Source organism: Pseudomonas sp. Hz4, from assembly GCF_054898165.1.
Genome location: NZ_CM142719.1, coordinates 3,924,909 through 3,950,000, shown reverse-complemented (window position 1 = coordinate 3,950,000; position 25,092 = coordinate 3,924,909). Strand labels below are relative to the sequence as shown.

19 protein-coding genes, 2 rRNA genes and 2 pseudogenes (1 of these 23 cut by a window edge) are annotated in these 25,092 nt (G+C 60.6%); 17 read left to right on the top strand and 6 right to left on the bottom strand.

Features of this window, described 5'->3' with window-relative positions; translation table 11 throughout:
- The 6 genes and pseudogenes from ACYZTR_RS18000 to tnpC form a co-directional block, all read left to right on the top strand.
- Positions 1 to 497: ribosomal RNA gene (locus ACYZTR_RS18000) — 23S ribosomal RNA — on the top strand; it begins 2,395 nt to the left of the window's first position.
- Positions 498 to 665: 168 nt separating this feature from the next.
- A 5S ribosomal RNA gene (rrf, locus tag ACYZTR_RS17995) occupies positions 666 to 781 on the top strand.
- A 167-nt stretch (positions 782 to 948) separates the two neighbouring features.
- Positions 949 to 1,283: pseudogene (locus tag ACYZTR_RS17990) on the top strand (IS110 family transposase); the annotation flags it as partial.
- Positions 1,284 to 1,381: 98 nt separating this feature from the next.
- Positions 1,382 to 1,705, top strand: a complete 324-nt coding sequence (gene tnpA, locus ACYZTR_RS17985) for an IS66-like element accessory protein TnpA (RefSeq protein ID WP_461973010.1) — start codon at positions 1,382 to 1,384, stop codon at positions 1,703 to 1,705.
- Entirely contained in the window at positions 1,702 to 2,037 is a 336-nt protein-coding gene (tnpB, locus tag ACYZTR_RS17980; RefSeq protein WP_461973008.1) for an IS66 family insertion sequence element accessory protein TnpB, read from the top strand. The genes tnpA and tnpB overlap by 4 nt, the downstream gene beginning before the upstream one ends.
- A 61-nt stretch (positions 2,038 to 2,098) precedes the next feature.
- Positions 2,099 to 3,625 carry an IS66 family transposase gene (gene tnpC, locus ACYZTR_RS17975; protein WP_461973007.1) on the top strand — a complete coding sequence of 509 codons (1,527 nt, stop codon included), beginning with the start codon at positions 2,099 to 2,101 and terminating at the stop codon, positions 3,623 to 3,625.
- A 272-nt stretch (positions 3,626 to 3,897) separates the two neighbouring features.
- On the opposite strand, the gene ACYZTR_RS17970 is transcribed toward tnpC, so the two are convergent.
- The 3 genes from ACYZTR_RS17970 to ACYZTR_RS17960 form a co-directional block, all read right to left on the bottom strand.
- Entirely contained in the window at positions 3,898 to 4,311 is a 414-nt protein-coding gene (locus ACYZTR_RS17970) for a VOC family protein (RefSeq protein WP_461973005.1), read from the bottom strand.
- Positions 4,312 to 4,401: 90 nt separating this feature from the next.
- Entirely contained in the window at positions 4,402 to 5,061 is a 660-nt protein-coding gene (locus tag ACYZTR_RS17965) for a TetR/AcrR family transcriptional regulator (protein WP_461973003.1), read from the bottom strand.
- Positions 5,048 to 5,899, bottom strand: coding sequence for a 3-hydroxybutyryl-CoA dehydrogenase (locus ACYZTR_RS17960; RefSeq protein ID WP_461973001.1), 852 nt, complete (start codon positions 5,897 to 5,899; stop codon positions 5,048 to 5,050). Before ACYZTR_RS17960 ends, ACYZTR_RS17965 begins: the two co-directional genes overlap by 14 nt.
- 165 nt (positions 5,900 to 6,064) lie before the next feature.
- On the opposite strand from ACYZTR_RS17960, the gene ACYZTR_RS17955 reads away from it, so the two are divergent.
- The 3 genes and pseudogenes from ACYZTR_RS17955 to ACYZTR_RS17945 form a co-directional block, all read left to right on the top strand.
- A complete protein-coding gene (locus ACYZTR_RS17955) occupies positions 6,065 to 7,084 on the top strand; it encodes an AraC family transcriptional regulator (protein ID WP_461972999.1) in 1,020 nt (339 codons plus the stop codon).
- Positions 7,081 to 8,895 carry an ABC transporter ATP-binding protein gene (locus ACYZTR_RS17950; protein ID WP_461972997.1) on the top strand — a complete coding sequence of 605 codons (1,815 nt, stop codon included), beginning with the start codon at positions 7,081 to 7,083 and terminating at the stop codon, positions 8,893 to 8,895. Before ACYZTR_RS17955 ends, ACYZTR_RS17950 begins: the two co-directional genes overlap by 4 nt.
- A 40-nt stretch (positions 8,896 to 8,935) precedes the next feature.
- Positions 8,936 to 9,268 (top strand): annotated as a pseudogene (locus ACYZTR_RS17945) (antibiotic biosynthesis monooxygenase); the annotation flags it as partial.
- A 51-nt stretch (positions 9,269 to 9,319) separates the two neighbouring features.
- Here the strand turns inward: ACYZTR_RS17945 and ACYZTR_RS17940 are convergent.
- The 3 genes from ACYZTR_RS17940 to gspG all read right to left on the bottom strand — a co-directional run bounded on the left by ACYZTR_RS17940 (position 9,320) and on the right by gspG (position 11,604).
- Positions 9,320 to 9,823 carry a hypothetical protein gene (locus ACYZTR_RS17940; protein WP_461972995.1) on the bottom strand — a complete coding sequence of 168 codons (504 nt, stop codon included), beginning with the start codon at positions 9,821 to 9,823 and terminating at the stop codon, positions 9,320 to 9,322.
- A 144-nt stretch (positions 9,824 to 9,967) separates the two neighbouring features.
- Positions 9,968 to 11,155 carry a type II secretion system F family protein gene (locus tag ACYZTR_RS17935; RefSeq protein WP_461972994.1) on the bottom strand — a complete coding sequence of 396 codons (1,188 nt, stop codon included), beginning with the start codon at positions 11,153 to 11,155 and terminating at the stop codon, positions 9,968 to 9,970.
- 14 nt (positions 11,156 to 11,169) lie between these two features.
- The gene (gene gspG, locus ACYZTR_RS17930) at positions 11,170 to 11,604 is read right to left on the bottom strand and encodes a type II secretion system major pseudopilin GspG (RefSeq protein ID WP_461972992.1); all 435 of its coding nucleotides are present in this window, start codon (positions 11,602 to 11,604) and stop codon (positions 11,170 to 11,172) included.
- 195 nt (positions 11,605 to 11,799) lie between these two features.
- Between gspG and ACYZTR_RS17925 the strand changes: the two genes are divergently transcribed.
- The 8 genes from ACYZTR_RS17925 (at position 11,800) to ACYZTR_RS17890 (ending at position 25,009) form a co-directional block, all read left to right on the top strand.
- Positions 11,800 to 12,408 (top strand): lytic transglycosylase domain-containing protein, encoded by a 609-nt coding sequence (locus ACYZTR_RS17925; RefSeq protein WP_461972990.1) that lies wholly within the window; start codon positions 11,800 to 11,802, stop codon positions 12,406 to 12,408.
- Between the two features lie 203 nt (positions 12,409 to 12,611).
- Positions 12,612 to 18,440: a manganese-oxidizing multicopper oxidase MnxG gene (gene mnxG / locus ACYZTR_RS17920; protein ID WP_461972988.1), complete on the top strand. Its 5,829-nt coding sequence runs from the start codon at positions 12,612 to 12,614 to the stop codon at positions 18,438 to 18,440.
- Positions 18,441 to 18,476: 36 nt separating this feature from the next.
- Positions 18,477 to 20,429 carry a YncE family protein gene (locus ACYZTR_RS17915; RefSeq protein WP_461972986.1) on the top strand — a complete coding sequence of 651 codons (1,953 nt, stop codon included), beginning with the start codon at positions 18,477 to 18,479 and terminating at the stop codon, positions 20,427 to 20,429.
- A gap of 12 nt (positions 20,430 to 20,441) precedes the next feature.
- On the top strand, positions 20,442 to 21,098 hold the full coding sequence (locus ACYZTR_RS17910; RefSeq protein WP_461972984.1) for an SCO family protein: 657 nt from the start codon (positions 20,442 to 20,444) through the stop codon (positions 21,096 to 21,098).
- Positions 21,095 to 21,730: an SCO family protein gene (locus tag ACYZTR_RS17905; RefSeq protein ID WP_461972982.1), complete on the top strand. Its 636-nt coding sequence runs from the start codon at positions 21,095 to 21,097 to the stop codon at positions 21,728 to 21,730. Before ACYZTR_RS17910 ends, ACYZTR_RS17905 begins: the two co-directional genes overlap by 4 nt.
- A gap of 9 nt (positions 21,731 to 21,739) precedes the next feature.
- On the top strand, positions 21,740 to 23,290 hold the full coding sequence (locus ACYZTR_RS17900) for a cytochrome c/ABC transporter substrate-binding protein (protein ID WP_461972980.1): 1,551 nt from the start codon (positions 21,740 to 21,742) through the stop codon (positions 23,288 to 23,290).
- 15 nt (positions 23,291 to 23,305) lie between these two features.
- Positions 23,306 to 24,259: a peptidylprolyl isomerase gene (locus ACYZTR_RS17895; protein WP_461972978.1), complete on the top strand. Its 954-nt coding sequence runs from the start codon at positions 23,306 to 23,308 to the stop codon at positions 24,257 to 24,259.
- Between the two features lie 222 nt (positions 24,260 to 24,481).
- On the top strand, positions 24,482 to 25,009 hold the full coding sequence (locus ACYZTR_RS17890; protein ID WP_461972976.1) for a response regulator: 528 nt from the start codon (positions 24,482 to 24,484) through the stop codon (positions 25,007 to 25,009).
- The last annotated feature ends 83 nt before the right edge of the window (positions 25,010 to 25,092 follow it).

Sequence of the window (25,092 nt, the reverse complement as noted above, 5' to 3'; positions counted from 1 at the left end):
TGGAAGGGCCATCGCTCAACGGATAAAAGGTACTCCGGGGATAACAGGCTGATACCGCCCAAGAGTTCATATCGACGGCGGTGTTTGGCACCTCGATGTCGGCTCATCACATCCTGGGGCTGAAGCCGGTCCCAAGGGTATGGCTGTTCGCCATTTAAAGTGGTACGCGAGCTGGGTTTAGAACGTCGTGAGACAGTTCGGTCCCTATCTGCCGTGGACGTTTGAGATTTGAGAGGGGCTGCTCCTAGTACGAGAGGACCGGAGTGGACGAACCTCTGGTGTTCCGGTTGTCACGCCAGTGGCATTGCCGGGTAGCTATGTTCGGAATAGATAACCGCTGAAAGCATCTAAGCGGGAAACTAGCCTCAAGATGAGATCTCACTGGGACCTTGAGTCCCCTGAAGGGCCGTCGAAGACTACGACGTTGATAGGTTGGGTGTGTAAGCGCTGTGAGGCGTTGAGCTAACCAATACTAATTGCCCGTGAGGCTTGACCATATAACACCCAAGCAATTTGCAGGCTTCGAGCTGAAAAGCGAAAGAGCACCAGATTGCGGTGTGTGAAGACGACACAGTCGAAAATTCGCAATGCAACACACAAATCTATCACTTACCCATTCGCTGGAGCGTGAACCTGCAAAGGCCCACGACCTGGCTACCGAATTTCTTGACGACCATAGAGCATTGGAACCACCTGATCCCATCCCGAACTCAGCAGTGAAACGATGCATCGCCGATGGTAGTGTGGGGTTTCCCCATGTGAGAGTAGGTCATCGTCAAGATTAAATTCCGAAACCCCTATCTGCGTATGCAGGTAGGGGTTTTGTTTTGTCCGCAGGAAAACTGACCTGTTGAGTTTCTATGCAATGGAATGGACGCCCCCTGTCCTGACGGCATCAATGTGCCAAAGTGCAAGTGTTAATAGCACTTAACGGAAGGGAGCGTCCCAATGAAGCTTACGACTGTTGGTATCGACTTGGCAAAAAACGTATTTCAAGTGCACGGCGTCGATGTACGAGGCCAGCCAGTACTGAGGAAGCAGCTTAAACGTGACCAGGTTGCTTCCTTCTTTGCTGTATTGGAGCCGTGTCTGATTGGCATGGAGGCTTGCGGCAGCGCCCATCGCGAAGCAAGAAAAATGCAAGGATGTGGACATACGATCAAATTGATGGCTCCACAATTTGTTAAGCCTTATGTAAACCGAACAAGATCGATGTTGCCGATGCAGATGCGATTTGTGAGGCGGTAGCTCAATCCAATAAGCGCTTCGTGCCGATCCGGAGTAAGCGTCCGGCGAAGTCACCTACCCGATCCCAGCGATAAGGGCGATGTTGTCCACTTAAAAATACGTGGACACTATCGCCCCTATCATCAGGATTGCCATGCGCCAAAGAACCTCTTATCCCAAACCCTTTAAAGCCCAGATCGTCCAAGAATGCCTGCAACCTGGCGTGTCGATGGCCAGCGTGGCCCTGCGTCACGGCATTAACGCCAACCTGGTTCGAAAGTGGATACCTGCTTATCGTGATCATCAGGCGCCGGCTTTGCCTGCTTTTGTTCCGATGAAGCTTGCGCCCGCAACCCAGCCCGATCAGCAGATGTCGGTCAGCATCGAGGTTCCTTTCGGGCCGCAAAAACTCACTGTGAAGTGGCCATCCTCAGATCCTGGCGGGTGTGCTCGTTTTGTCCGAGAGCTTGCCAAGTGATCCGCATTGATGCCATCTGGCTCGCCACCGAGCCCATGGATATGCGTGCCGGTACCGAGACCGCGTTGGCCAGAGTGATTGCAGTATTCGGTGCGGCGAAGCCGCACTGTGCTTATCTCTTTGCCAATCGACGTGCTAACCGAATGAAAGTCCTGGTTCATGACGGGATTGGTGTTTGGCTGGCTGCACGGCGGTTAAACCAAGGCAAATTCCACTGGCCAGGCATTCGGCAAGGTTGTGAGATAGAGCTGGATACCGAGCAACTTCAGGCCTTGGTATTAGGTTTGCCTTGGCCGCGTGTTGGTGCTGCCGGCACAATCACACTGCTGTAAAAACTGTAATTAGATTCTTGGCCTACTGCCGTAAGCGATCTGCTTTGGTAAAATCCAAGGCATGACTTCTTCGCCCACTATCGATCAGATGACCCCCGACCAACTGCGTGCATTCGCTGCGCAGTTGATGTCGAAGGTCGACACCATGGGCAGAAAGATCCACCGCGATCAAACCATCATCGAACAGCTGACCCACGAGATCGCCATCCTCAAGCGGCACAGGTTTGCCAAGCGCAGCGAGCAGATCAGCCCTGAGCAAGGCAACTTGCTCGACGATCTGCTCAACACTGATCTTGAGGCTATCGACGCCGAGTTGAAGGCCCTCCGACCAGCTCCCGCTCCAGAAGAGAAGCGCCAGCAACCCAAGCGCGCGCCGCTGCCAGCGCAGTTTCCACGCACCGTAATTCATCACGAACCGGAAAACACCCAGTGCGCCTGCGGCTGCCAACTTCAGCGCATCGGCGAGGACGTCAGCGAGAAGCTGGATTACACACCGGGCGTGTTCACCGTTGAACAGCATGTGCGTGGAAAATGGGCCTGCCGTCAGTGCGAAACACTGATCCAGGCACCGGTGCCGGCCCAGGTAATCGACAAGGGAATACCTACAGCAGGTCTGCTCGCTCACGTAATGGTGGCGAAATTCGCCGACCACTTGCCGCTGTACCGGCAGGAGAAAATCTTTGGCCGCGCCGGTTTAGCCATCGCGCGCTCAACTCTCGCGCAATGGGTTGGGCAGACCGGTGTACAGCTTCAGCCATTGGTTGATGCCTTGCGAGAAGCTGTTCTGGCCCAACGAGTTGTCCGTGCTGACGAAACTCCGGTGCAGATGCTTGCGCCCGGAGAGAAGAAAACTCACCGCGCTTATGTCTGGGCTTACTGCACCACGCCGTTCTCGGCGCTTAAGGCAGTGGTTTATGACTTCAGCCCGAGCCGCGCCGGTGAGCATGCACGTAACTTCCTCGGCTCATGGAACGGCAAGCTGGTGTGCGACGATTTTGCTGGCTACAAAGCCGGTTTCGAGAAGGGCATGACCGAAATTGGTTGCATGGCCCACGCACGCCGCAAGTTTTTCGATCTGCACGTGGCGAATAAAAGTCAGTTGGCAGAACAGGCGCTGCACTCTATTGGCGGCTTGTACGAAGTTGAACGCCAAGCGCGCGACATGAGCGATGAGGATCGCTGGCGGATACGGCAAGAAAAAGCGGCGCCGTTAGCGAAAGCACTGCACGACTGGATGTTGACCCAGCGCGATCTTGTACCCAACGGATCAGCGACGGCCAAAGCCTTGGATTACAGCCTTAAACGCTGGGTCGCGCTGACGCGCTACCTAGAAGATGGAGCTGTACCCATCGACAACAATCCAGTCGAAAACCAGATCAGGCCGTGGGCACTTGGACGCTCGAACTGGTTGTTTGCCGGGTCGCTGCGCAGCGGTAAACGGGCGGCGGCGATCATGAGTTTGATCCAGTCGGCGCGCATGAATGGGCACGATCCGTATGCCTATCTTAAAGATGTGCTGACGCGGCTGCCGACGCAGCGAGCGAGTGAGATCGACCAACTGCTGCCGCATCAGTGGGTATCTGCCTGAGTCACGCAAGGTGACTTCGGCGGACGCTTACGATCCGGATAACTCTGCCCGCTGACAGGCGCTTCGAGCGCGTGGTTGGTGATAAAAGCCCGATCAGCGAATTCCATTTAGGGACAGAGGCAGAGTCTCACATAAAGTCCGGATGTATGGCTGCAATCTCAACCCCGTCTGTGTTGTCACGAATTGAGCGCCTGGCAAGCTGGAGGCGTCTGTGTATGTGAGAGGACGGCGGATGCAAATCCGCCTCCTACTCGGTCCCTGAAAAGTGTATGTCACTGATCCTTTTCGCAATTCACCATCCATGACACGCCAAACCGATCAACCAGCATCCCGAATCGCGCTGCCCAGAACGTTACTTCCAAGGGCATTTGAACGCTGCCGTCTTCTGACAATGCGGCGAAGACCCGCTCAGCCTCGGCGATGCCGTCGACATTCAGCGAGACCGAACAACCGCTCATTTTATCGGTGGGGCTATCAGGCGTGGTGTCCGAGCCCATGATCGCCTGATCGCCCACCGAAAGGCGGGTGTGGATAATCAGGTTGTGCAGGTCCGCCGGAAACTGCTCTCGCGCAGGACTTTCACCGAAAGTCATCATCATTTCGATCTGGCCTTTCAGGGCTTGGGCATAGAAGGTGAAGGCAGCTTTGCAGTCGCCATTGAAGATTAGGTAGGGATTGATTTTCATGTTTCAGCTCCCGGTCATTGAAGGTACACATCGGTTGGACGACTGGTTCGCCAGTGAATTCCGATGCACTTTGACTCGGGTAGCAAAGCCCTAAATCGCGGCGTGCGGTTGGGTTTTTTTAGATGTTTTTTCTATGGGAGAGGCGAGGCTTATCACCTCATGTATGCGGTGCGGCGCCAACACACGCTCGATGGCCCCACTTACCAGACTCTCCAACAGCTCATCGCGCGCGTGTTCATCCAGCGAATGCTGCGCCAGCCAGCCGGGCGCGCTGTTCAGCAAGTTGCCAATCGCGTACCCAGCGGCCAATCTGCCCTGTTCACTGAACCGCGATCGAGCCCCGAGCATCACCAACAATTTTTGCTCATATTGCTCGCGCAATTGCCGAACCCGGTCCTGCTGCTCTTCATTCAGGCAGCCGCTGTCACGCTCCGCCAGACGAAAATGCCAGGGCATCTCCTGATGCAGGTTCAAATGCGCTCGGATAAGGGCATGGAGTTTGTCACGTTTTGCCGGGGCCTTTTGCTCGATGCGCCCCAAGGTTGCCAGCAGCTCTTCGTAGAACTCCTCGATCAGGTCGAGCAGCAAGTGCTGTTTACTGGGGTAATGGTGATACAACGAGCCGGGGGCGAGCCCCAGGCAGGTCGCGAGCTCACGCATGCCGACTTGGCCGAAGCCCTTGCTGGCGAACAACTCCAGCACCTTGTCCCGGTACTCGGCAAAGCGCGAGCAACGCTCAGGCATAGGCATGGAAGCCACGCCCCGTTTTGCGCCCCAGGTAGCCGGCGGCGACCATTTCCTTGAGCAATGGAGCAGGACGGTACTTGCTGTCGTTGAAGCCATCGTAGAAGGCTTCGAGAATCGCCAGCACGGTGTCCAGGCCGATCAGGTCCGCCAACGCCAGCGGCCCGATCGGCTGATTGCAACCCAGGCGCATGCCGGCATCGATGTCTTCGGCACTGGCCAAGCCTTCCTGAAACACCAGAATCGCTTCGTTGATCATCGGCACCAGAATCCGGTTGACCACGAAACCCGGACGGTTGCCGGCGGTGATCGCGGTTTTGCCGAGTGTTGTCGCCATGTCCAGCGCCAGTGCGTGGGTGGCGTCGCTGGTTTGCAAACCGCGAATCACCTCGATCAGGCCCATCACCGGCACCGGGTTGAAGAAGTGCAGACCGATGAATCGCTCAGGCTGGCTGACGCTGGCAGCGAGCTGGGTGATGGACAGCGACGAAGTGTTGGAGGCGATCACGCACTCGGCGCTGACCTGCGCAGCGATTTGCTGCAGCACGCGCAATTTCAGGTCGAGGTTTTCGGTGGCGGCTTCGATCACCATTTGCACGTTCTGCAGGTTGCTGTAGTTGGTACTGGTGTGGATTTTGTCAAGGGCGGCGAGCTTTTGCTCTTGCGTAAGCGTGTCCTTGGCGATCTGCCGATCGAGGTTTTTGCCCACGGTCGCGATGGCTTTTTGCAGGGCGCTCTCGGAGATGTCGAGCAAGGTCACGTTGAAACCGGCCAAGGCGCAGACTTGCGCAATACCATTGCCCATGGTGCCTGCGCCGATCACGCCAATGTTTTGCAGATTCATGTTCCGTCCTTCCGATCAAACCCCGCGATACCTTGGCCGCCGTAGTGGCCGAAGGCGTACTATTGGCCGCGAGTCTAGAGCCGGCAGGGCGGTTGTCCTATGCCGAAACTGTTCAACGGCACTGGTGTTTTTTGCCATTTGGGTGATGGGGAGAGAAGCGTTCACATGCGGGAAAAGGACTCGGTTGCCGCCTACTTCGTGCAGGCAATGATCCATGGGCAGGGGGAAGATCCGCAGCGTCTGAGGGATGCGCTTGAACAGGCGGGCATCGACCCTACGTTGATGGAGCAGCCCACGGCGCGTGTGCCGGCGAGCGCGTTCGCCGCGTTGTGGTTGATTCAGATCCGCGAACTGAACGATGAATTCTTCGGGCTCGACTCCCATGGCATGCCGCCGGGCAGTTTCGCCCTGATCTGCCGGGCATTGATTCAGGAACCTGACCTGCACAAAGCCATGCGCCAGTGCCTGGCCAATTTCGCGCTGTTCCTCCACGACTTTCGCGGCACGCTGACGGTGCGCGGCAAACGCGCGGTGATCAGCTTGCAGAACCACTCGCCAAACTGCGACGTCAGTCGTTTGGGCGAGGAGACGTTTCTGGTGTTGATGATCAGTCTGCTGTGCTGGCTGGGTGGGCGGCGCATCCCTATCGATCGCGCAGACTTTCGCCATGAGCGTGTGTCGCTCAGCGATGACCGTTTGCTCTGGGGACCGAACCTGACATTTGGCGCAGAGCGCACTGAAATCGAATTCGCCAGCCACTACCTGCGTCTGCCGGTGGTCCAGGATCTGACGTCGCTGAAAGTGTTTTTGCGCACCGCGCCGCAATGGCTGGTGATCCGTTTTCGTAATCAGCACGGCCTGGCGTCGCAGGTCCACCAGCGCCTGCGTAACAGCCATTACAGCCAATGGCCGACCTTACAGGCCTTTGCCCTGGAACAGCACTTGAGCCCCAGCACCTTTCGCCGAAAACTGGAGCGTGAAGGGTGTTCGTATCAGGAGATCAAGGACGAGGTGCGCCGCGGTGTTGCGTTCGAGCAGCTGCGTCAGAGCAAGGCGAGTATCAGCGATATCGCCGAGCAGCTAGGCTTCCAGGAGCCGAGTGCGTTCCATCGGGCGTTCAAGAAGTGGACGGGGGAAAGTCCGGGACGGTACCGGGCCAGGCATCAGGGGGAACTCACGGAGTGAACCCAGTTCTTGATCGCTTTACCTCATTACTCGACCAGGCGAGACGCGCCTTGCTGCTGGTCTGGGCAACGTCGCGCGGACTGTTCCTCGGATTGGTGCTGGCGACGCTGATCGCCGGGATGCTTCCGGCACTGGCGGCCTGGTTGGGGCAGCAGATTGTCGATGCTGTGGTCACCGCCATGCAGTTGCACGCGCAACAGGGCAGCGCGCCGTTGTGGCCGGTCGTGCGTTACGTGTTATTCGAAGCGGGGGTGCTCGCGTTGCTGTCTGGGGCCCAGCGTGCGCTGTCAGTCCAGCAATCGCTGTTGCGGGTGCAGTTGGGGCAGAAGGTCAACACGATGATTCTGGAAAAGGCCCAGACATTATCGCTGGTGCAGTTCGAGAATTCCGAGTTCTACGACAAGCTGGTTCGGGTGCGGCGCGAAGCCTCGACCCGGCCGCTGGCGCTGGTGATGAAGTCGTTGGGGCTGATCCAGAACCTGATCGTGTTGATCAGTTTCGGTGTGTTGCTGGTGCATTTTTCGCCGTGGGCGTTGGTGTTGCTGGTGGTCGGCGCGTTACCGGTTTTCTTCGCCGAAGCGCATTTTTCTGGTGATGCTTTCAGGCTGTTCACGCGTCGCGCGCCGGAGAGTCGACAACAGAATTACATCGAGACGCTGCTCTCCCACGAGGGCTACATCAAGGAGGTCAAACTGTTCGGCTTCGCGCCGTTGCTGTTGAAGCGTTACCGCGAGACATTCGCACGTCTCTATGCCGAAGACCGGCGTCTGACGCTACGTCGAGATGGCTGGGGGTTTGTCCTCGGTCTACTGGGCACCGGCGCGTTTTACCTGGCGTATGCCTGGGTCGTGGTCGATACCGTCCACGGCAACATCAGCCTCGGGCAGATGACCATGTACCTGGTGTTGTTCAAGCAGGGGCAGACGGCGGTCAGCAGTAGTTTGAGTGCGATCAGCGGTCTCTACGAGGATGGTCTTTACCTATCCAGTCTCTATGAATACCTGGCCGAGCCTGTGGTGGCGGATACCGGCCATCTCATCGTGGGCGCGATACCCGGCGATGGCCTGCGTTTCGAAAACGTCGGTTTCCGTTATCCGGGCGCCAGTCGCGCCGCGCTGGAAGGCATCGATCTTCACCTTGTACCCGGGCACAGTGTGGCGCTGGTGGGAGAGAACGGTTCGGGCAAGACCACGCTGATCAAGTTACTGACTCGGCTGTACCGACCTGATCAGGGCCGCATTCTGCTGGACGGCAGCGATCTGCAGACGTGGGAAGAAGACGCGTTGCGTCGGCGCATCGGGGTGATTTTTCAGGACTATATCCGCTACCAGTTCTCTGTCGGCGAGAACATTGGTGTGGGTGACACGCTGGCGTTCAACGATGAACAGCGCTGGCAGGAAGCTGCCGCCGAGGGCATGGCCGCACCCTTCATCGAGGGACTGGATCGAGGGTATGCCACGCAATTAGGGCGGTGGTTCGCCGGGGGGCAGGAGTTGTCCGGCGGGCAATGGCAGAAGATCGCGTTGTCGCGCGCCTACATGCGGCGCAACGCGGATATCCTGATTCTGGATGAGCCGACCTCGGCACTCGACCCGGCGGCGGAAGCGGCGGTGTTCGAGCATTTTAGTGTGCATACCGAAGGCCGCATGACGTTGCTGATTTCCCACCGGTTTTCCAGCGTGCGCAATGCGGATCACATCATCGTGCTGGATCAGGGCGCGATCCTTGAGCGGGGCGATCACGACAGTCTGGTGGCAGCGGGCGGGCGCTATGCACAGCTGTTTGATTTGCAGGCCCGCGGTTACCGATAGATCTCAAGACTCCCGAGAAACCCGAGTCACCGCCGGCCCACTGGTCAACGAAGCCACGCCGATGCTGGCGGACGGCGATCAGACCGAGGTTAACCCGGTCAACGAATTCTGGTTCGCACCACAGATCGAGGCGGGTTCGCCACCGCCGCGCTGGAAGCAGGCCGTGGTGACGCTGTTGATGATTCTGCCGCACACCTTGCTGGTGCCGTTGATCTGGGGGCCGCTGTTGCAGCTCAATGCTGTCCTCTCCAATTACGTGGTCGCCACTTTCCTGATCACCCTGACCATTGTGGTTTCAGTGGTGTATCTGTTCATGCCCATGGCGACGCGCTTGTTCGCGCCCTGGCTATCCCATTCCGTCCCGAGCCGCTGACGTTATCGTCGGCTCCCACAGGGATCTATGTTGTTTGGGCATCAGCGGTTGTCAGTTCCTTTTGTCATCGCCCGGTTCACCGCCGACATGCACGCCGTGGTCGTCACCGACTTCACCCGAGCGATGCACGCCGTGGTCGTCGCCCACTTCACCGGAGCGATGAGCGCCGTGATCATCCCCAGGTTCAGCGTGAGTGCCACTGCGCCCGGAGGAGGAAGAGGCTGAGTTGCCGGAATGCCCCGAGCCATGGTCGCTGCCAGTGTGACCGCTGCCACTATTGCCGCCACTGCCGCTTCCACCATGACCACCGCCATTGCCGCCGCCACCGCTTCCACCGCCGCCGCCACTACCGCCGCCACTACCGCCGCCACCGCCACCGCCACCGCCACCGCCACCGCCACCGCCACCGCCACCATTGCCGCCTCCACTACCGCCACTGCCTCCGTCTTTGGCTTGAGCGCTCGACATACCGGACAGGCTGTCCGGGATCAGAACGGTGGATGCCGACAGAACTGCGCCAATAGCCGCTGCGAGCAAAAGCTTTTTCATGTGCATATCGTTCTCCGTCTTCTTATTCAGGTTGGAACGTTGATGAATGCAACTTGCGCTTGATTCAGTGGGTGAACACCTCAACGTACGGATTTATTCAGTTGTAACGTCGATGAGTTCTGAAACGTCCATCTCGACCCTGTTCAGGGGTCAGTGAATACTCGAAGCCAGCTCGAAAATCGGGATGTACATCAGGATCACGATCACCCCGATCAGCAGGCCGATGAAGGTCATGAGCAAGGGTTCGAACAATCGCACGAACCATTCGATCCAGCGGCTGATTTCTTCGTCGTAGAAGTCGGCGCTGCGCTCCATCATTTGCCCGAGGTTGCCGGACTGCTCGCCGGCGCGCAGCAAGCGCAGGGACACGGGGGTCACCAGATGATTGAGCTCCAGCGCGGCCGACAGCGACTGACCCTCGCGCACCCGTTCGCAGGCCTGGTCCAGGCGCATGCGGGAGGCGACGGTGAGCAGGCCGCGAACCATGCCCATGGCGGTGACGAGGGGAATACCGCCTTGCAGCAGAATCCCCAGCGAGCGATAGAAGCGCGCCAGTTCGTACATGAAGATGCGTTGATGGACCGCCGGGAGTTTTTCAATGACCCGGTCCACGCCTCGGCGAAAGGCCGGTTGGCGCTGGAGGAAGCCGAGGGCGACGACGATTGCCGCCAATGTGCCGAAGAATTCACCTTGGTGGGCGTGGAGGAACATCCCGCTGCTCATCAGGATTTGCGACAGCCACGGCAAGTTATTCCCCAGGCCTTCGAACACCAGGCTGAAGCGAGGCACCACGTAACCCATCAAAAACAAAACTACGCCACCGCCCACCACCAGCAACAGCATGGGGTAGATCGAAGCGCTGACGATCTTCTGTCGAACCTCGTCCATGCGCTGGCGATAGCTGACATATCGGCCCAGGGCATCGCCCACGGCGCCGGTCTTCTCGCTTGACTGCACCAGCGCCACGTAGAGAGGAGGGAACACCGCCGACAATTGGCCCAGAGCCTGAGAGAACGATTTGCCTTCATAAAGCAGGCGCACCAGTTCGCTCAAGGTTTTGCGGGCCTGGGGCGCGTTCTCTTTTTCAGCCAGGCTTTCCAGCGCATCGATCAGCGGCAGGCCGGCAGTGAGCAGCGTGGTCAGTTCCTGGCTGAACAGCACCAGGTTGAAGGTCTCGCGCTGTCGTAAGCGCAACGCACGCCAATGACGCTCGGCGTACAGGCTGACCACCCGATAGCCCTGGTCTTCGACGATGCGCCGGGCTTCGCTGTGACCGGTCGCCTCTACGGTCATCGAGACTACGCCGGCCTTGCCAACGGCTTTGAGATGAAAACGCATGGTTGCCACTCCCGTCATTGCCAACTGGTGACTTCGGCGTTTTCGCCTTCGCCGCCAGGTTGACCGTCCTTGCCCATGGACAGCAGGTCGTATTCACCGTTTTCACCGGGGTAGCGATAGGCGTAGTTACGGCCCCAAGGATCCTGCGGCATTTTTTTCTGAAGGTAAGGGCCGGTCCAACGGGTTTCATCGCTGGGCGCGGTGACCAGCGCCTGCAAACCCTGTTCGGTCGACGGGTAGTGACCGACCTCCAGACGGTACAGATCCAACGCTTTGCCCAGGCCTTCTATTTGCGCCTTGGCCACCTTCACTTCGGAGCGGCCCAGTTGGGCGAAATACTTCGGCGCGACGATGCCGGCCAACAGCCCCAGCACCACCAACACCACCAACAGTTCGAGCAGGGTGAACCCGCTTTGAGTACGCGGGGCGGAACGCAAACGCTGATTCATGATGACCTCACACAGTCGGCAGAAGGGTCGCCGTGAAGGCTTATGCAATTGCCATGCACATGCCCGGACATTCTTCTGCAACCCCTGAATTACGGGCCTTCGCGCATCCGGCACAGTGCTTGCGTATGACTGGTTTACTACCGGCCATTGGGGCATTAGCCCCATTTTTCGGGGCCGGGTAGGGGAGGCAAAAAAATGAAAACACTCACCACAGGACTGTTCGGTCTGCTAGTGCTGACTGGCGTCGTACAGGCCGATGTGTTCGTTTCCGTGGACACCAAGGGCAGCTACGTTCTGTCCAATGTCCACCGTCCCGGCCGCACCTACGAACGGGTGTTTCACGAGCCCGAAAAGGCGGTGGTCAGCCTCGATCAGCAGCCCCAGATGATTGCCGCGCAGCCCTATGCCGAGCTGGTTTCAGCCGCGGCCACGGCCAATGAATTGCCGGCGGCGCTGTTGCATGCCGTGATTCAGGCCGAGTCCGCCTACGACTCCGGCGCGCGGTCACCCAAGGGGGCGGGAGGGTTGATGCAGTTGATGCCCGACACCGCTCGGGAACTGGGGGTGAAAGACGTTTATGACCCCATGGCCAACATCCAGGGCGGCGCCCGTTATCTGAAGCACCTGATGACCCTGTTTGACAACGACATCAGCCTCGCCGTGGCGGCCTACAACGCCGGGCCGCAAGCGGTGCTCAGCCGTGGCGGGGTGATCCCGCCGTTCGCCGAAACCCAGCGTTACGTGCCCAGTGTCTTGCGCCAATACCGGCGCTTGCAGGGCCTGTCCGCGGATGCGCCGCTGTAATGGCGAGCGTGGGGCACGTTCCCCCAATAGTGGGGCATGGGGCCCCCGGCGGAAAAGTGGGGAATAAGTGGGGAATATCCCCCGAGTTATTAAGTCGTTCTCGTAAGTGACTGCAAATCAACTAAATTATTTATGGCATGCGGATTGCTGAAGGGATTTGTCGAGACTATTCCCTGTGAGCACCCACAGCGAGGCCCGTGATCATGACCGGCATACCCAACGCTCCGTCCGTTTTTAACTTGCTGCTGTTGGTGGTGTCGATGCTTGGCATTGAGCTGGCTGAGGCGGCCGTGCGCTGCGAGCGCAATCTGGTGGCTAACGTCGTGGCGTTGGATCAGCCGCTGATGTTCAACCGCCTCGGCGCGCAGAACGTCAACGGCATGATGTTCGCCCTGCGCCGCGATGTGGTCGATGACCACGAGATGTCTCTGGCTCAGGGCGGAGCGGCGGTGCCGGGCAAAGTGTCGCTGCGGCCCGACAAGCGTCCGCGTCCATTGGTGCTTCGCGTCGCCGCCGGTGATTGCCTGACCATCAATCTGCAGAACCTGCTGGCCTACCAGGCCAACCCCGGCAGCCACGAAGACGGGGGGGACGAAGAGGGTGAGATTGAGGGGGAAGTCGACATCGGCAACAAAGACGAATTCAAGGTCGATGAACAGGTCGCCGACCGCCACGTCGGCTTCCAGGTCAATGGCCTGCAAGCGGTCAACAGCATCGACGACATTGCGTCCTATACCGGACGCAACGCCAATACCTTGATTCCTCCCGGTGCCACCCGTTCCTACACCTTGTTCGCCGAGCGCGAAGGGGCGTTTGCCGCCAGCAGCCGCGGTGCGACCTTCGGTGGTGAAGGGGATGCGGGCAACGTGGCCAACGGACTGTTCGGTCAAGTGGTGGTGGTACCCAAGGGCGGCCGCACCTACCGCAACACTGTGACCGAAGAAGAAATGCGCCTGGCCAGCGTCGGCCGCACCCCGGCCGGTCAACCGATCGTTGATTACCAGGCGCGCTATCCACAACGGGAGCCGTGGGTCCGTGAAGGCAAGGCCGGCACGCCGATCATCAGCATGGTCGACGGTAATGAAATCATTTCCAGCGAGAGTGACGCGGTCGTGATGGGCAGCAACGCCGATGGCAGCTTCCCGCCGTCAACCTATCCGCTGGAATCTATCGGTAAACGCAACCCGGCGATCCCGAATCGTCTGGAACCGTTTCGCGATTTCGCTTCGCAGTTCCAGGATGAAACCGCTGCGACCCAGGCGTTCCCCGCCTACTGGGCAGACCCGGTGATGGCCCACGTACTTGAGCCGACCCGCGACTCGTTCATGATCAACTATGGCTCCGGCGGCATGGGCGCCGAAGTGGTCGCCAACCGTTTGGGCGTCGGGCCGATGCACGATTGCCTGTCCTGCGCCTACGAAGAATTCTTCCTCAGTTCCCACACCGTCGGCGACGTGGCGATGCTGGTGGACGTGCCGGCCAACGCCGGCCTGGAAGGCATTCTGCCCGGTCAAGTACCGAGCGCCGATCAGGTCGGGGTCAAGGCGACCATGGCGCTGTATCCGTCCGAGCCGTCCAACGTCAACCACAGCTACATCGGTGACTTCATCAAATTCCGCAACACCCACAACGGCCACGAGCAGCACATTTTCCACCTGCACGGGCACCAGTGGTTGTTCAACCCAAACGACGACAACTCCGACTATGTGGACGCCCAAGGCATCGGTCCGGGCGCCGGCTACACCTACGAAATCGCCAACGGCGGTTCGGGCAACCGCAACCGGGTCGCGGGCGATGCGGTCTATCACTGCCACTTCTATCCGCACTTCGCGCAAGGCATGTGGAGCATGTGGCGGGTGCATGACGTCTTTGAAGAAGGCACCAAACTCGAGGTGTCCCAGCAGGGCGCCGACGGTTATCACAGCGAGCCTTATGCGCTGCGCAGCGGTAAACCGGCTGCAGGCGCCCGGGCCTTGCCCGATGGCGAGATCGTTGCCGGTACACCGATTCCGGCCGTAGTGCCGCTGCCAGGCAAAGCCATGGCACCGATGCCGGGCAAAGTCGCGGTCGTGCCGAAAATCGGCGAAACCCTGGTGGCCGGTGGCAACGATGACGAAGAGGATGACGGCGGCGAGCACCACGGCGGTAACGGCGGCGCTCAAGCCATCGGTTCGCTGGCCCTGGTAGATCGCAGTGAAGCCAACCGCAATGCTGATGGCAGCCTGAAAAACCCTGGCTATCCGTTCTGGATCGGCGGCATGGAAAGCTCGGTCGGCCAGCGCCCACCGACCCCACCGCTGGACATGCTCGACGCTGCCAAGGCTCAGTCGTTGAAAACCAGCGGCAACGCCTTGTGGGCCAACCTCGACCCGGCTCAGTCCGGTGGTTGGGACGGCGGTCTGGGTCGCCATACGCTGGACGGCTTTTCCTCCGGTGGCCAGGCGCAAACCATTACCACGTCCCTGGATTTCTCCAAGAAAGTGACCCGGGCCAAACCTATTTACATGCCGGAAGAGGGCACCGAAGTCGAACAGGCGGCCATGGCGTTCCACGCCAAAAAAGACCATCCGAGCTTCGCCGTGCTACCCGGCAATCAAGTCGTGGCGCGCAACTTCCGCACCAACGGTGCCTTGCCGATAGCGGGTGCACCGTATTACGAACCGTGCATGGATGATCGGCAAAAACGCCTGACCAGCAGCGCCGGCACCGGCGAGTTTGCCAGTGGCGAACGGATCGACGGCATGTCCTTCACCGGTACGTCGACGTTCACCGCCGACCGTCCGCGCGTCTACAAAGCCGCAAACATCCAGTTCGATGCGGTCTACAACAAAGTCGGTTACCACTTCCCGCAAGCACGCATTCTCGCGCTGTGGGAAGACGCCTGGCCGGTGATTACCAAGCAGCGTCCGCCAGAGCCTTTGGTGATGCGCATGAACACCTTCGATTGCGTGCAATACCAGCAAACCAACCTGGTGCCGGCCACCTATGAAATGGACGACTATCAGGTGCGCACGCCAACCGACGTGATCGGTCAGCATATTCACCTGCCGAAATGGGACCTGACGGCCGCCGATGGTTCGGCCAACGGCTGGAACTACGAAGACGGCGTCCTTTCCCCGGGGGCCGTGCAAGAACGCATCCGCGCGATTCGCGAGTTCAACCAGTGCGAAGGCACCGACCCGCGTGACGGCACGCCGGCCTGTCCGAAAGCCACCAATCACCCGTACTTCGGTCAATTTGGCCGTGCTGACTGGGTCGGGGCGCGCACGGCGATGCAGCGCTGGTTTGTCGATCCGGTGGTCAACGCCAAAGGTGTCGATCGTGGGCTGGGGACCATTTTTACCCACGACCACTTAGGCCCATCGACTCACCAACAGATCGGTCTGTACGCCACTGTGCTGGCCGAGCCGGCTGGTTCCACCTGGTTCCACGCCGAAACCGGCGAGCCGTTGTACAGCGGCGCGCGGGAGGATGGCGGGCCGACTTCATGGCAAGCGGTGATTTCCACCGGTGACATCGATGGTGACGGCAAGAACGACAGCTTCCGTGAGTTCTTCCTTGAGTACAGCGACTTCCAGCACGCCTATGAAGCGGGTGTATATGTAGGCGCCGGCCCCAATGGCGTGCCCGATCCGCAAGCCTTCCCGGCCACCGCCGACAGCTTCCGCTACGCGATCAACCCACCGGTGCGTAATAACGCCAGCAACCTGCTGGAAGGGATCGTCGAAGTGCAAGGCGGGCAAGTGCCCGGTTGCCCAAGCCGGCCATGCCCACAAGCCATCTCAGTCGATGACCCTGGCATGTTCGTGGTCAATTACCGCAACGAACCGCTGGCCCTGCGGGTGTACGACCCGAACAAGGTCGGCCCGGACGGCAAGCGCGGCATGCAAGCCGACGGCCTCGGCGGCGACCTGGCGTATGCCATGCAAAGCCGCACCGACCGCGCCATCCCGGCGATGAACCTGGCGCCGAACCTGGTGACCGCGGCCACCGGTCCAACCGGCGGCACTACGCTGTTCCCGCCGCACATCAATCGTGGCGGCGCAGAACCGGGTGACCCGTTCACCCCGATGCTGCGTACCTACACCGGTGACAACGTGCGGCTGCGGGTGCATGCCGGCGGTCACGAAGAAGAGCACAACGTGACCCTGCATGGCGTGAAATGGCTGCAAAGCGGTTCCGGGTTCGGCAACAGCTCCAACTCGGGCTGGCGTTCGTCGCAGATGGTCGGGATCTCCGAGCAATTGGGCTTCAATGCACCGGTGTCGATGGTCTCCAGCTCGGCCGCGACCACGGGTGACTACCTGTACTCGATGGATGCCTCCCTGGAAGGATACTGGAGCGGGATCTGGGGCGTGATGCGCAACTACACGGCCCAGCGCAGCGATCTGTTCGCGCTGCCGAACAACGCGAAACCGATGGGTATGCGCAACACTGTGGCGTTCGATGGTATCTGCCCACGCTACGGCGCCAACCCGAATGGCATCGGTACCCGGCCGACCGTGCAACGCAGCTATGAAGTGGTCGCTGCGCTGGCCAACGACATCCTCGGCAACCCGCTGAACCTGTCCATCGGCGATCCGGCGGGGATGGGTCAGCATGTCGGCGGGCCGTTGAATCCGGCGGGCGGCACCCTGGTGTTCAACTCGCGCCCCGTGAGCATTGCGCAGGTCACCGTGACCGATCCCGAAGACGGTGAGACCTTCACCATCGGCGGGCAAAGCGGGCCGCTGCATGACCCGACGGCGATCCTTTATGTGCGCAAGGGTGATCTCGACCCGATCACCGGCAAGCTCAAACCCGGTGTGCCTGTCGAACCGCTGGTGCTGCGCGCGGCGGCCGGTGATTGCATCAAAATGACCCTGGAAAACCGTCTGCCCATGATCATGCCGGACCTGACCCAGACAGCGGTGATGCAAGGCGTGGTCAAGCGTGATCGCAACAGCGGCCTGGGGGTGACCACCTTCAGCAATAACCTGATGCGGCCGTCCAGCCACGTTGGCCTGCACGCGCAACTGCTGGCGTACGACATCACAAAATCCGACGGCACCAACGTCGGCGCCAACCCGATCCAGACCGTGCCGCCGCGTGTTGGCAATGTTGGCGCGTACCCGACGCGTACCTATCAGTACTACGCCGGGCACCTGGAGCGTGAAGGCAAGCCGATCACGCAACTGGGCCGCAGTGTCGACAACATCAACGCCACGGCGGTGGAGTTCGGCGGGTTGAATTTCACCCCGGCGGACGTCATCAAACAGCCGCAGAAAGGCCTGGGCGGGGCGATGAGCATCCTGCCGATCGGGGCGACCTGGGTTGACGATGCGCGCAAAGTGACGGCGACGGTCACCGCTGCAGGGCAAACCACCTACCGCGACTTTGCGATGGTCTGGCAAAAAGCCCTGAACATCCGCTGGGCCAACGGCCGGCCGGTCGAAGGCATTGCCGCCGAAGGCCTGGGTGTGCCAACCGATCCGCAGGACAACTCGAGCATGGCCATCAACTACAAGGCCGAGCCGCTGTGGTTCCGCTTCGGGCTGGCACCGGATGCGCCATTCGGCCGTGCCGACGGCCATGGTTATGGTGACGTGCCCAATGCGCACATGGCTTACAGCAACGCGCTGGTGGGAGGCGATCCGCAAACGCCGGTGCTGCATGTGAAGCCGGGGCAACCGTTCCGCACCCACATCATGATGCCCACCGGTGGTAGCCGCGGTACGACCTTCCAGCTTGACGGTCACGTCTGGTCGGTCAACCCGTTCCAGTCGGAGAAGAGCGATACCGGCGGTTATCCGACGAATACACCAGGGGTGGGTTCGGTGCGGTTCGGCTACAACCCGATGTCGATGTACATCGGCGCCCGCGAAAGCATCCTGCCGGCGGCGCACTTCAGCTTCATGCACCCGAGCGCCGGAGGCAGCAACGCGATACCGGGCGACTACCTGTTCCGTGATTACGGTGCTTATGGCAACACCGCCGGGCTTTGGGGATTGCTGCGGGTGACCAACGAACCTGAACCGGCTCCGGCACCTTGAGCCATAGCAGACACAGATCTGAAGGGGGGAAGCATTATGAGCAGGACCATCAAAGTGGCCGGATGTGCGCTGGTTGTGGGGTTGGCGCTGATCTGGCTGGGGGTATGGCGCACGGCACCCCCGGACATGCTGAGCAAGGTCGCGCTGCCAGACACCTGGAGCGGCCAAAAGCTTAAGCGCGACGGGGTGTCGGTGGCGCTCGAGGTGCGGCCGCTGGCGGAGGACGGCGTGCTGCGCGAAGGTGGATTCGCCGACGTACGCTTTCGGGTCACTGACAGCGCTTCGGGCCAACCCTTGTCGGGCGTGAACCCGGGGGCCTGGCTCGATCCGGAATCCGTCGCCGCCGACAAGGCTCAAGGCCGGGAGCACAGCTGCAAGTCGCGGGTCGGGGTATTTCTGAAATCAAGCATTGGCGCGCGGCCGTTGCTTGATCTGAACAGCTACTTCCTGCTGGTGATGAACCGCGATGCCAGTGTCTCGGTGGTCGACCCGTCGGTGTCGGTGGGCGGGATCACCAGCACGATGGCGCGCATTGATATCAAGCAGCCGCCAATGGACTGGGTGACACCCCGTGACAACAAGCGGGTGTTCATCTCGATGCCAACGGCCGATGAGATTGCGGTGATCGACAGCGAGCAATTCAAGTTGATCGACTCGGTTGCCGCTGGCAGCAACCCGGTGCGGCTGGCATTGCAACCCGATGAGCGTCTGCTGTGGGTCGGCAACAACGCGAAGTCGGCCGAGGAGTCCGGGGTGACGGTGATCGACACGCGCAGCCTCAAGACCCTCAAGCACCTGGCCACCGGTGCCGGGCATCACGAAATCACCTTCAGCAAGGACAGCCGTTTTGCCTTCGTCACCAACCGCGATGACGGGACGCTGAGCCTCATCGACATCGCCAGCCTGACCATCAGCAAGCAACTCAAAACCGGCTCGCACCCGTTGTCAGTGGCGTACTCGCCGCTGTCCCAGGCGGTGTATGTCGCCGACGGCAAGGACGGCACGGTGACCGTGGTCGACACCGCAAGCCTCGCGGTACGGCGGGTGATTAAAATGAAACAGGGCCTGGGCCCGATGGGCTTCAGTGCTGACGGTCGTTTCGGCATCGTGCTTAACACCCTGGAGAACCAGGCCTCGGTGATCGATGCGGCCACCGATTCGTTGATCCATGAACTGAACGTGTCCACCGAACCCTATCAAGTGGTGTTCACCAAGGCCTATGCCTACATTCGCGGACTGGCCTCGGCCAAGGTCACGATGATCAACCTGTCATCCCTCGGCGAGGGCCGCACGCCCATCAGCCAGGGTTTCGAAGCCGGGCCTCAGGCGCCACGGTTGGCGGGTGATTTGCCGTTGGCATCGAGCCTGGCCGTGTCGCGGGACGACAACGCGGTGTTTGTGGTCAACCCGGTGGACAACACCACCTACTTCTACGCCGAAGGCATGAACGCACCGATGTCCGGCTACCCCAATCGTGGGCAAGTGGCGCGGGCGGCGATGGTCATCGACCGCAGCCTGCGCGAAGTCGAGCCGGGGCTGTACAGCGCCCGGATCAAACTGCCTGCCGCCGGGCGTTTCGACGTGGCCTTCCTGCTGAACCAGCCGAATATCATCCATTGCTTCACGGCATTGGTTGAGCCGGATAAAAACCTCAACCCGCACGCGGGTGTGCCGAAGGTGGAATTCATGCTCGACAAATCCACGGCAGCGCTCGGCAGTCCTTACGTGGTGCGCTTTCGTATCGTTCAGGGCAAACAGAAGGTCCAGCGCATCGGGGTCAAGGACGTTCAGGTGCGCTACTTCCGGGCCCCGACATCCCGGGCCCAGCAAGTCGCCGCGCTGGAAGTGGGCGACGGTGTTTATGAAGCCCCGGTGACCCTCGACCAGCACGGCGCCTGGTACCTGCACGTACGCGCAGCGTCGCTGGGCGCGAGTTTCGACGACAAGAATTTTGCCAGCGTTCGGGTTCTGCCCGGCGCTGCCCACTAAAAGGAGTTCGACATGAACCGATTCACAAGCCGTGGATTGCTGACGTTCTGCCTGCTGGCCGCCGGCATCGGTCAGGCCCTGGCCCACTCGGCGGATGAGCACGCCGGTCACGAAATGCCGGCCAAAAGCGCCCGTTCGGAGAGCGCCCAGGTCAAGTTCGCCAACGTGACACTGGTGGACCAGAACGGCAAACCGGTGCGCCTGGAAAAAGACCTGGTCACCAACAAGATTGTGGTCATGAGCTTCATCTACACCCGTTGCACCACGGTCTGCCCAGTGGTGTCGTCGATCATGGGCAAGGTGCAAAAGCAGCTGGGTGCGCGGGTCGGCGGCGAGGTGCAGCTGGTGTCGATCAGCATCGACCCGCAGCGCGACGACGCCAAACGCCTGAACGACTACGCCCGCAACTTCCAGAACGGCCCGGGCTGGAGCTGGCTGACCGGCAGCTCGCAGTCGATCAACGATACCCTGAAGGGTCTGGGCACCTTCAGCGGGGACTTCAAAAGTCATCAGCCATTGATTCTGGTGGGGGACGGCAACAGCCGCCACTGGACCCGCTACTACGGCTTCACCGACCCGACGGTGCTGACCCGTGAAGTGGAGAAACTCAGCGGTCAGCGCAACGTCCACGCTAAACACACGGCCATCGCTATGGAGCAGCAGCCATGAGAGCCCTCGACTGGATCACCCTGACGGTTTGCTTTTGTATTTTCAATTCGCTGGCGTTCGCCCATGAAGGGCACGAAGAGCCGGCCCCCGCGGCCGCCGTTGACACACCACCGGGCAGGGTGACGGGCACTGGCACCCGCGATGCGAAAACCTGGTTTACCGACACGCCGTTGCAGGACCAGAACGGCGAGACCCTGCGTTTCTACAGCGACGCGCTGCAGAACCGCGTGGTGCTGGTCAACGTGATTTTCACCCGTTGCAACGATGCCTGCCCGCTGATCACCCGCAAGCTCAAGGAAGTGCGTGAGTTACTGGGCGACAAGGCTGACGGCATCACTTTTATCTCCCTTACCAGTGATCCGCTGCGGGACACCCCGGCGGTACTCAAGGCTTACACCTTGAAGCAGGGCGTCGATGGCCCCCACTGGCTTTTTCTTACTGGCGACAAGGCGCAGATGGACCTGGTACTGGGACGCATCGGCCAGATCGTGCCAACTCCCGAGCAGCATTCAACACAACTGATCGTGGGTGACGTGGCCAACAAACGCTGGAGCAAAATCCGTCCCGATGCCCCGGCCGCCGCCATTGCCCAGCGCTTGCAGTTGCTGACAATGCCCGTAGCCGGCCGTTGAGCCTGCGCCATGAAAACCTCACTCGTCCTCGGCCTGTTACTGCTCGGCGGCCTCCATTTCGCCGCCGAAGCGTTGCCGCTGAGCCCCAACGAAAGCGCCGGTAAACGGCTGTATCGCGAGGGTCTGTCCGGGAGTGGCGAGCCGATTATGGCGCGGGTCGGGGCGGCGGATATGCTGTTGCCGGCCACCAGCCTGCCGTGCGCCAACTGCCACGGCGCCGATGGCCTGGGGCGGCCCGAAGGCGGGGTGCGACCGCCGGATCTCAGCTGGTCGCGGCTCACCAGCACCTACGGCCAGCAGCACATCAATGGCCGTCATTACCCGGCGTATACCGAAGGCACGTTGGCGCGTGCCATTCAGGAAGGGCGTGATCCGGGCAATAATCGGCTTGATCCGGCGATGCCGCGATTCGTCCTGTCGACGAATGATCAGCGCAACCTCACGGCCTACCTCAAACGCGTGGCCGATGACCGCGACCCCGGCCTGACGCCTGACAGCCTGCACCTGGGCACCTTGTTGCCACGCCTGGGACCGTTGAGCGAGGAGGGTGCCACGGTGGCGGCAGTGCTCAAGGGCAGCGTCGCGCGAATCAACGAAGCGGGCGGGGTTCATGGCCGGCAGTTGCGCCTGACCATCGTCGATCCAGGCCCGGACCGCGCCAGTGCCGAGCAGGCGCTGGATCAGTTGATCGAGCAAGAACAGGTGTTCGCCCTGATCGCGCCGCTGGCACCGGCACTGGACCTGGATCTGCCCGCGCGCCTGGAGCGGGCCGGCATTCCGCTGATCGGACCGCTGTCGTTGCTGGGCACGGCGCAGCCCAGTCGGCAGATTTTCGAACCGCTGCCGGGTTTGCGCGAGCAGTTGATCGCCCTGGCCGATTACGCCACCGACAGTTTGCGGGTGCTCCAGGGACCGACGCTGATCACCTACGCGGACGAGCCCAGTCAACGGTTGGCGGCGCAGAACCTCGGCCAGTATCTGCAAGACCACGCTTGGCAAAAGGTCAGTCTGAAAGCTTACGACTCGGCGCAGGACGAACTGCCACTGGGCTCGCGTTCGGTGTTTTACCTGGGCAGCGGCGGCGGTTTCAGTCGCCTCGCCGAGCGCTTGCAGGAGGCGGGACAAGTGCCTTACCTGTTCGCTGCGTCGAACCAGGTGGCGGGTGATCTGTTGCAGGTGCCCAGTGCTTTTTCCCGGCGGGTGTTTCTGGCTTATCCGTTCGTACCCAGTGACTGGACGCTGGCCGGACGCCTGGCCCTGACCCAATTGCGCAAGCACCAGGGGCTCGGCGGTCAGCATGCGGTGCTGCAAGTCGGCGCGTTCAGTTCGATGTTGCTGCTCAGCGAAGGCATGAAACAGGCGGGGCGCGATGCCAGCCGCGAGAAACTCATCAGTGCGCTGGAAGGCCTGCACGACTTCGATACCGGGTTGACCCCGCTGATCAGCTTCGGCCCGGGCCGCCGCCTGGGCTTGAGCGGCGCGCATATCGTCACCGTGGACTTGCCCGACCAGCGCTTTTATCTGGTCGCTCCCTACAAACCTATTGCCGCTACACCCTGACCGGAGGTCTCGATCATGATGCTCAAGACGCTGCTGCTCCTGCTCACGTTGTGGGTTCCCTTGGCGTTCGGCAGCGAGGGCCCGGCCGCCGCGCGGGTCAATGACGAGGAAATTTCCGAGTTTCGCCTGGAGCGCTATTTCGCCGAGTACCTGGAGGACCGGGGGCGGGCGCTGGGCAGTATCCGCAATCCCAAGGCCTACAAGCAGTTGCGTCAGGCGGCACTGACGGCCTTGATTGACAAAGAATTGCTGTGGCAGGAAGCCGTCAAGCGCGGGGTGGTGATCAGTGACGAGGTGGTGCAAAGCCAGGTCGATCAGACCCGGCAAGGCATGGGCGGTGCCGATGTGTTCGCCCGGCGCCTGGAAGACGCCGGTTTTGACGAGGCCGCCTATACCGAGTACACCCGCCGTGAGCTTGCGGCCCAGCGGGTGTTTGCCGACCTCGCCAAGGTCGCCGGGCCAGACGAAAAAAAGGTCCGTGCGTTCTATGAGGAGTATCGCGCCGAGATGAGCCGGCCGGAAGAAATCCAGGCACGGCACATTCTGATCAAAGTGCCGCAAGGCGCTGATTCCGCCACCGTTGAAGCGGCCCGGCTACGCTTAGAGGAGATGCGTGTGAAAATCAGTCAGGGTGAGGACTTTGCCAGCGTGGCCCGGACGGGTTCCGATGACGCTTCCGCGAGCGAGGGCGGTGATCTGGGCTATTTTCCTCGTGGGCGGATGATGCCGGAATTCGAAGCAGTGGCCTTTGCCCTGGCACCGGGGGCTGTCAGTACACCGGTGCGTACACCGTTGGGCTGGCATTTAATCTACCTGCAGAACCGCCTGGAGGCGACCGATGTCTCAGAGGTGCAAGGGCTTGAAATGGTCAGGGCTTACCTTGCCCGACAGCAACAGGCTCAGGTTCGTCTACAGATTCTCGCGCAGCTGCGATCAAGCAATCGAATCGAACGGATTGACGATGATTGAAGGTTTCCCCCCAATAGTGGGGAATAGTTTCAAGGCACCTCCGAGCGCTTCCCCGCCTTTGGGGGATGGAGTTTCTGGACGAAGTGGTTTTTTCATGAAAATCAGAGACGTGCAACGGTAAAAAAACCGGCGCTCAGCCTGGCATGAAGTGTGCGTTAGCCTCAGTGAAGGCGCGTACTCCCAGGGCTGGAACATCGGACCTGCAGTTTCAAGGAGTCGACCTTGTTAAACAAAGTACTGGTTGTCGAAGACGAACAGCTCCTTGCCGAAAACCTCAAGGATTACCTTCAGGCGCAAGAGCTCGACGTCCGGATTGCACATGACGGTGTGACGGGTATCGGTGAAGCCGAACAGTTTGCACCTGATGTGATGGTGTTCGATTACCGCTTGCCCGACATGGAAGGCTTTGAGGTGCTCGATGCTGTCCGCCAGAACAGGAAATGTCATTTTGTGCTGATTACCGGGCATCCAACCGCTGAAGTCTGTGAGCGGGCCCGGCAACTGGGAGTCAGCCATATCCTGTTCAAACCGTTTCCAATGGCGGAATTGGCCCGAGCAGTCTGCGACCTTCTGGGGATGGAGCGCGAACCCAGAGCGAGCATGTCCGAGGGATTCGTCGAACGACGCCAGAGCAGGACCGAGAGTTTCCCGCTGCAGTTGTACGACGGCAGTTGGGTGCTGGCAGATCGTCGACGAAGTCTATCGACCTCCATGGCACCAGACGACGGACAAGTGCTCACCGGGGAGTAGTGGCGCGACAAGACGTTCCGGCATCCGCCGCAATGGCCTGCCGCGTCGACAGGGCTCAAAGCCCCCGGCGTTGGAGAGCATGC

Excerpts from the sequence above, each read along its gene's own strand:
- tnpA (WP_461973010.1), top strand. The coding sequence starts at position 1,382 with ATGCGCCAAAGAACCTCTTATCCCAAACCCTTTAAAGCCCAGATCGTC.
- tnpC (WP_461973007.1), top strand. The coding sequence starts at position 2,099 with ATGACTTCTTCGCCCACTATCGATCAGATGACCCCCGACCAACTGCGT.
- ACYZTR_RS17970 (WP_461973005.1), bottom strand. The coding sequence starts at position 4,311 with ATGAAAATCAATCCCTACCTAATCTTCAATGGCGACTGCAAAGCTGCC.
- ACYZTR_RS17965 (WP_461973003.1), bottom strand. The coding sequence starts at position 5,061 with ATGCCTATGCCTGAGCGTTGCTCGCGCTTTGCCGAGTACCGGGACAAG.
- ACYZTR_RS17960 (WP_461973001.1), bottom strand. The coding sequence starts at position 5,899 with ATGAATCTGCAAAACATTGGCGTGATCGGCGCAGGCACCATGGGCAAT.
- ACYZTR_RS17955 (WP_461972999.1), top strand. The coding sequence starts at position 6,065 with ATGCGGGAAAAGGACTCGGTTGCCGCCTACTTCGTGCAGGCAATGATC.
- ACYZTR_RS17940 (WP_461972995.1), bottom strand. The coding sequence starts at position 9,823 with ATGCACATGAAAAAGCTTTTGCTCGCAGCGGCTATTGGCGCAGTTCTG.
- ACYZTR_RS17935 (WP_461972994.1), bottom strand. The coding sequence starts at position 11,155 with ATGCGTTTTCATCTCAAAGCCGTTGGCAAGGCCGGCGTAGTCTCGATG.
- gspG (WP_461972992.1), bottom strand. The coding sequence starts at position 11,604 with ATGAATCAGCGTTTGCGTTCCGCCCCGCGTACTCAAAGCGGGTTCACC.
- ACYZTR_RS17925 (WP_461972990.1), top strand. The coding sequence starts at position 11,800 with ATGAAAACACTCACCACAGGACTGTTCGGTCTGCTAGTGCTGACTGGC.
- mnxG (WP_461972988.1), top strand. The coding sequence starts at position 12,612 with ATGACCGGCATACCCAACGCTCCGTCCGTTTTTAACTTGCTGCTGTTG.
- ACYZTR_RS17915 (WP_461972986.1), top strand. The coding sequence starts at position 18,477 with ATGAGCAGGACCATCAAAGTGGCCGGATGTGCGCTGGTTGTGGGGTTG.
- ACYZTR_RS17910 (WP_461972984.1), top strand. The coding sequence starts at position 20,442 with ATGAACCGATTCACAAGCCGTGGATTGCTGACGTTCTGCCTGCTGGCC.
- ACYZTR_RS17905 (WP_461972982.1), top strand. The coding sequence starts at position 21,095 with ATGAGAGCCCTCGACTGGATCACCCTGACGGTTTGCTTTTGTATTTTC.
- ACYZTR_RS17900 (WP_461972980.1), top strand. The coding sequence starts at position 21,740 with ATGAAAACCTCACTCGTCCTCGGCCTGTTACTGCTCGGCGGCCTCCAT.
- ACYZTR_RS17895 (WP_461972978.1), top strand. The coding sequence starts at position 23,306 with ATGATGCTCAAGACGCTGCTGCTCCTGCTCACGTTGTGGGTTCCCTTG.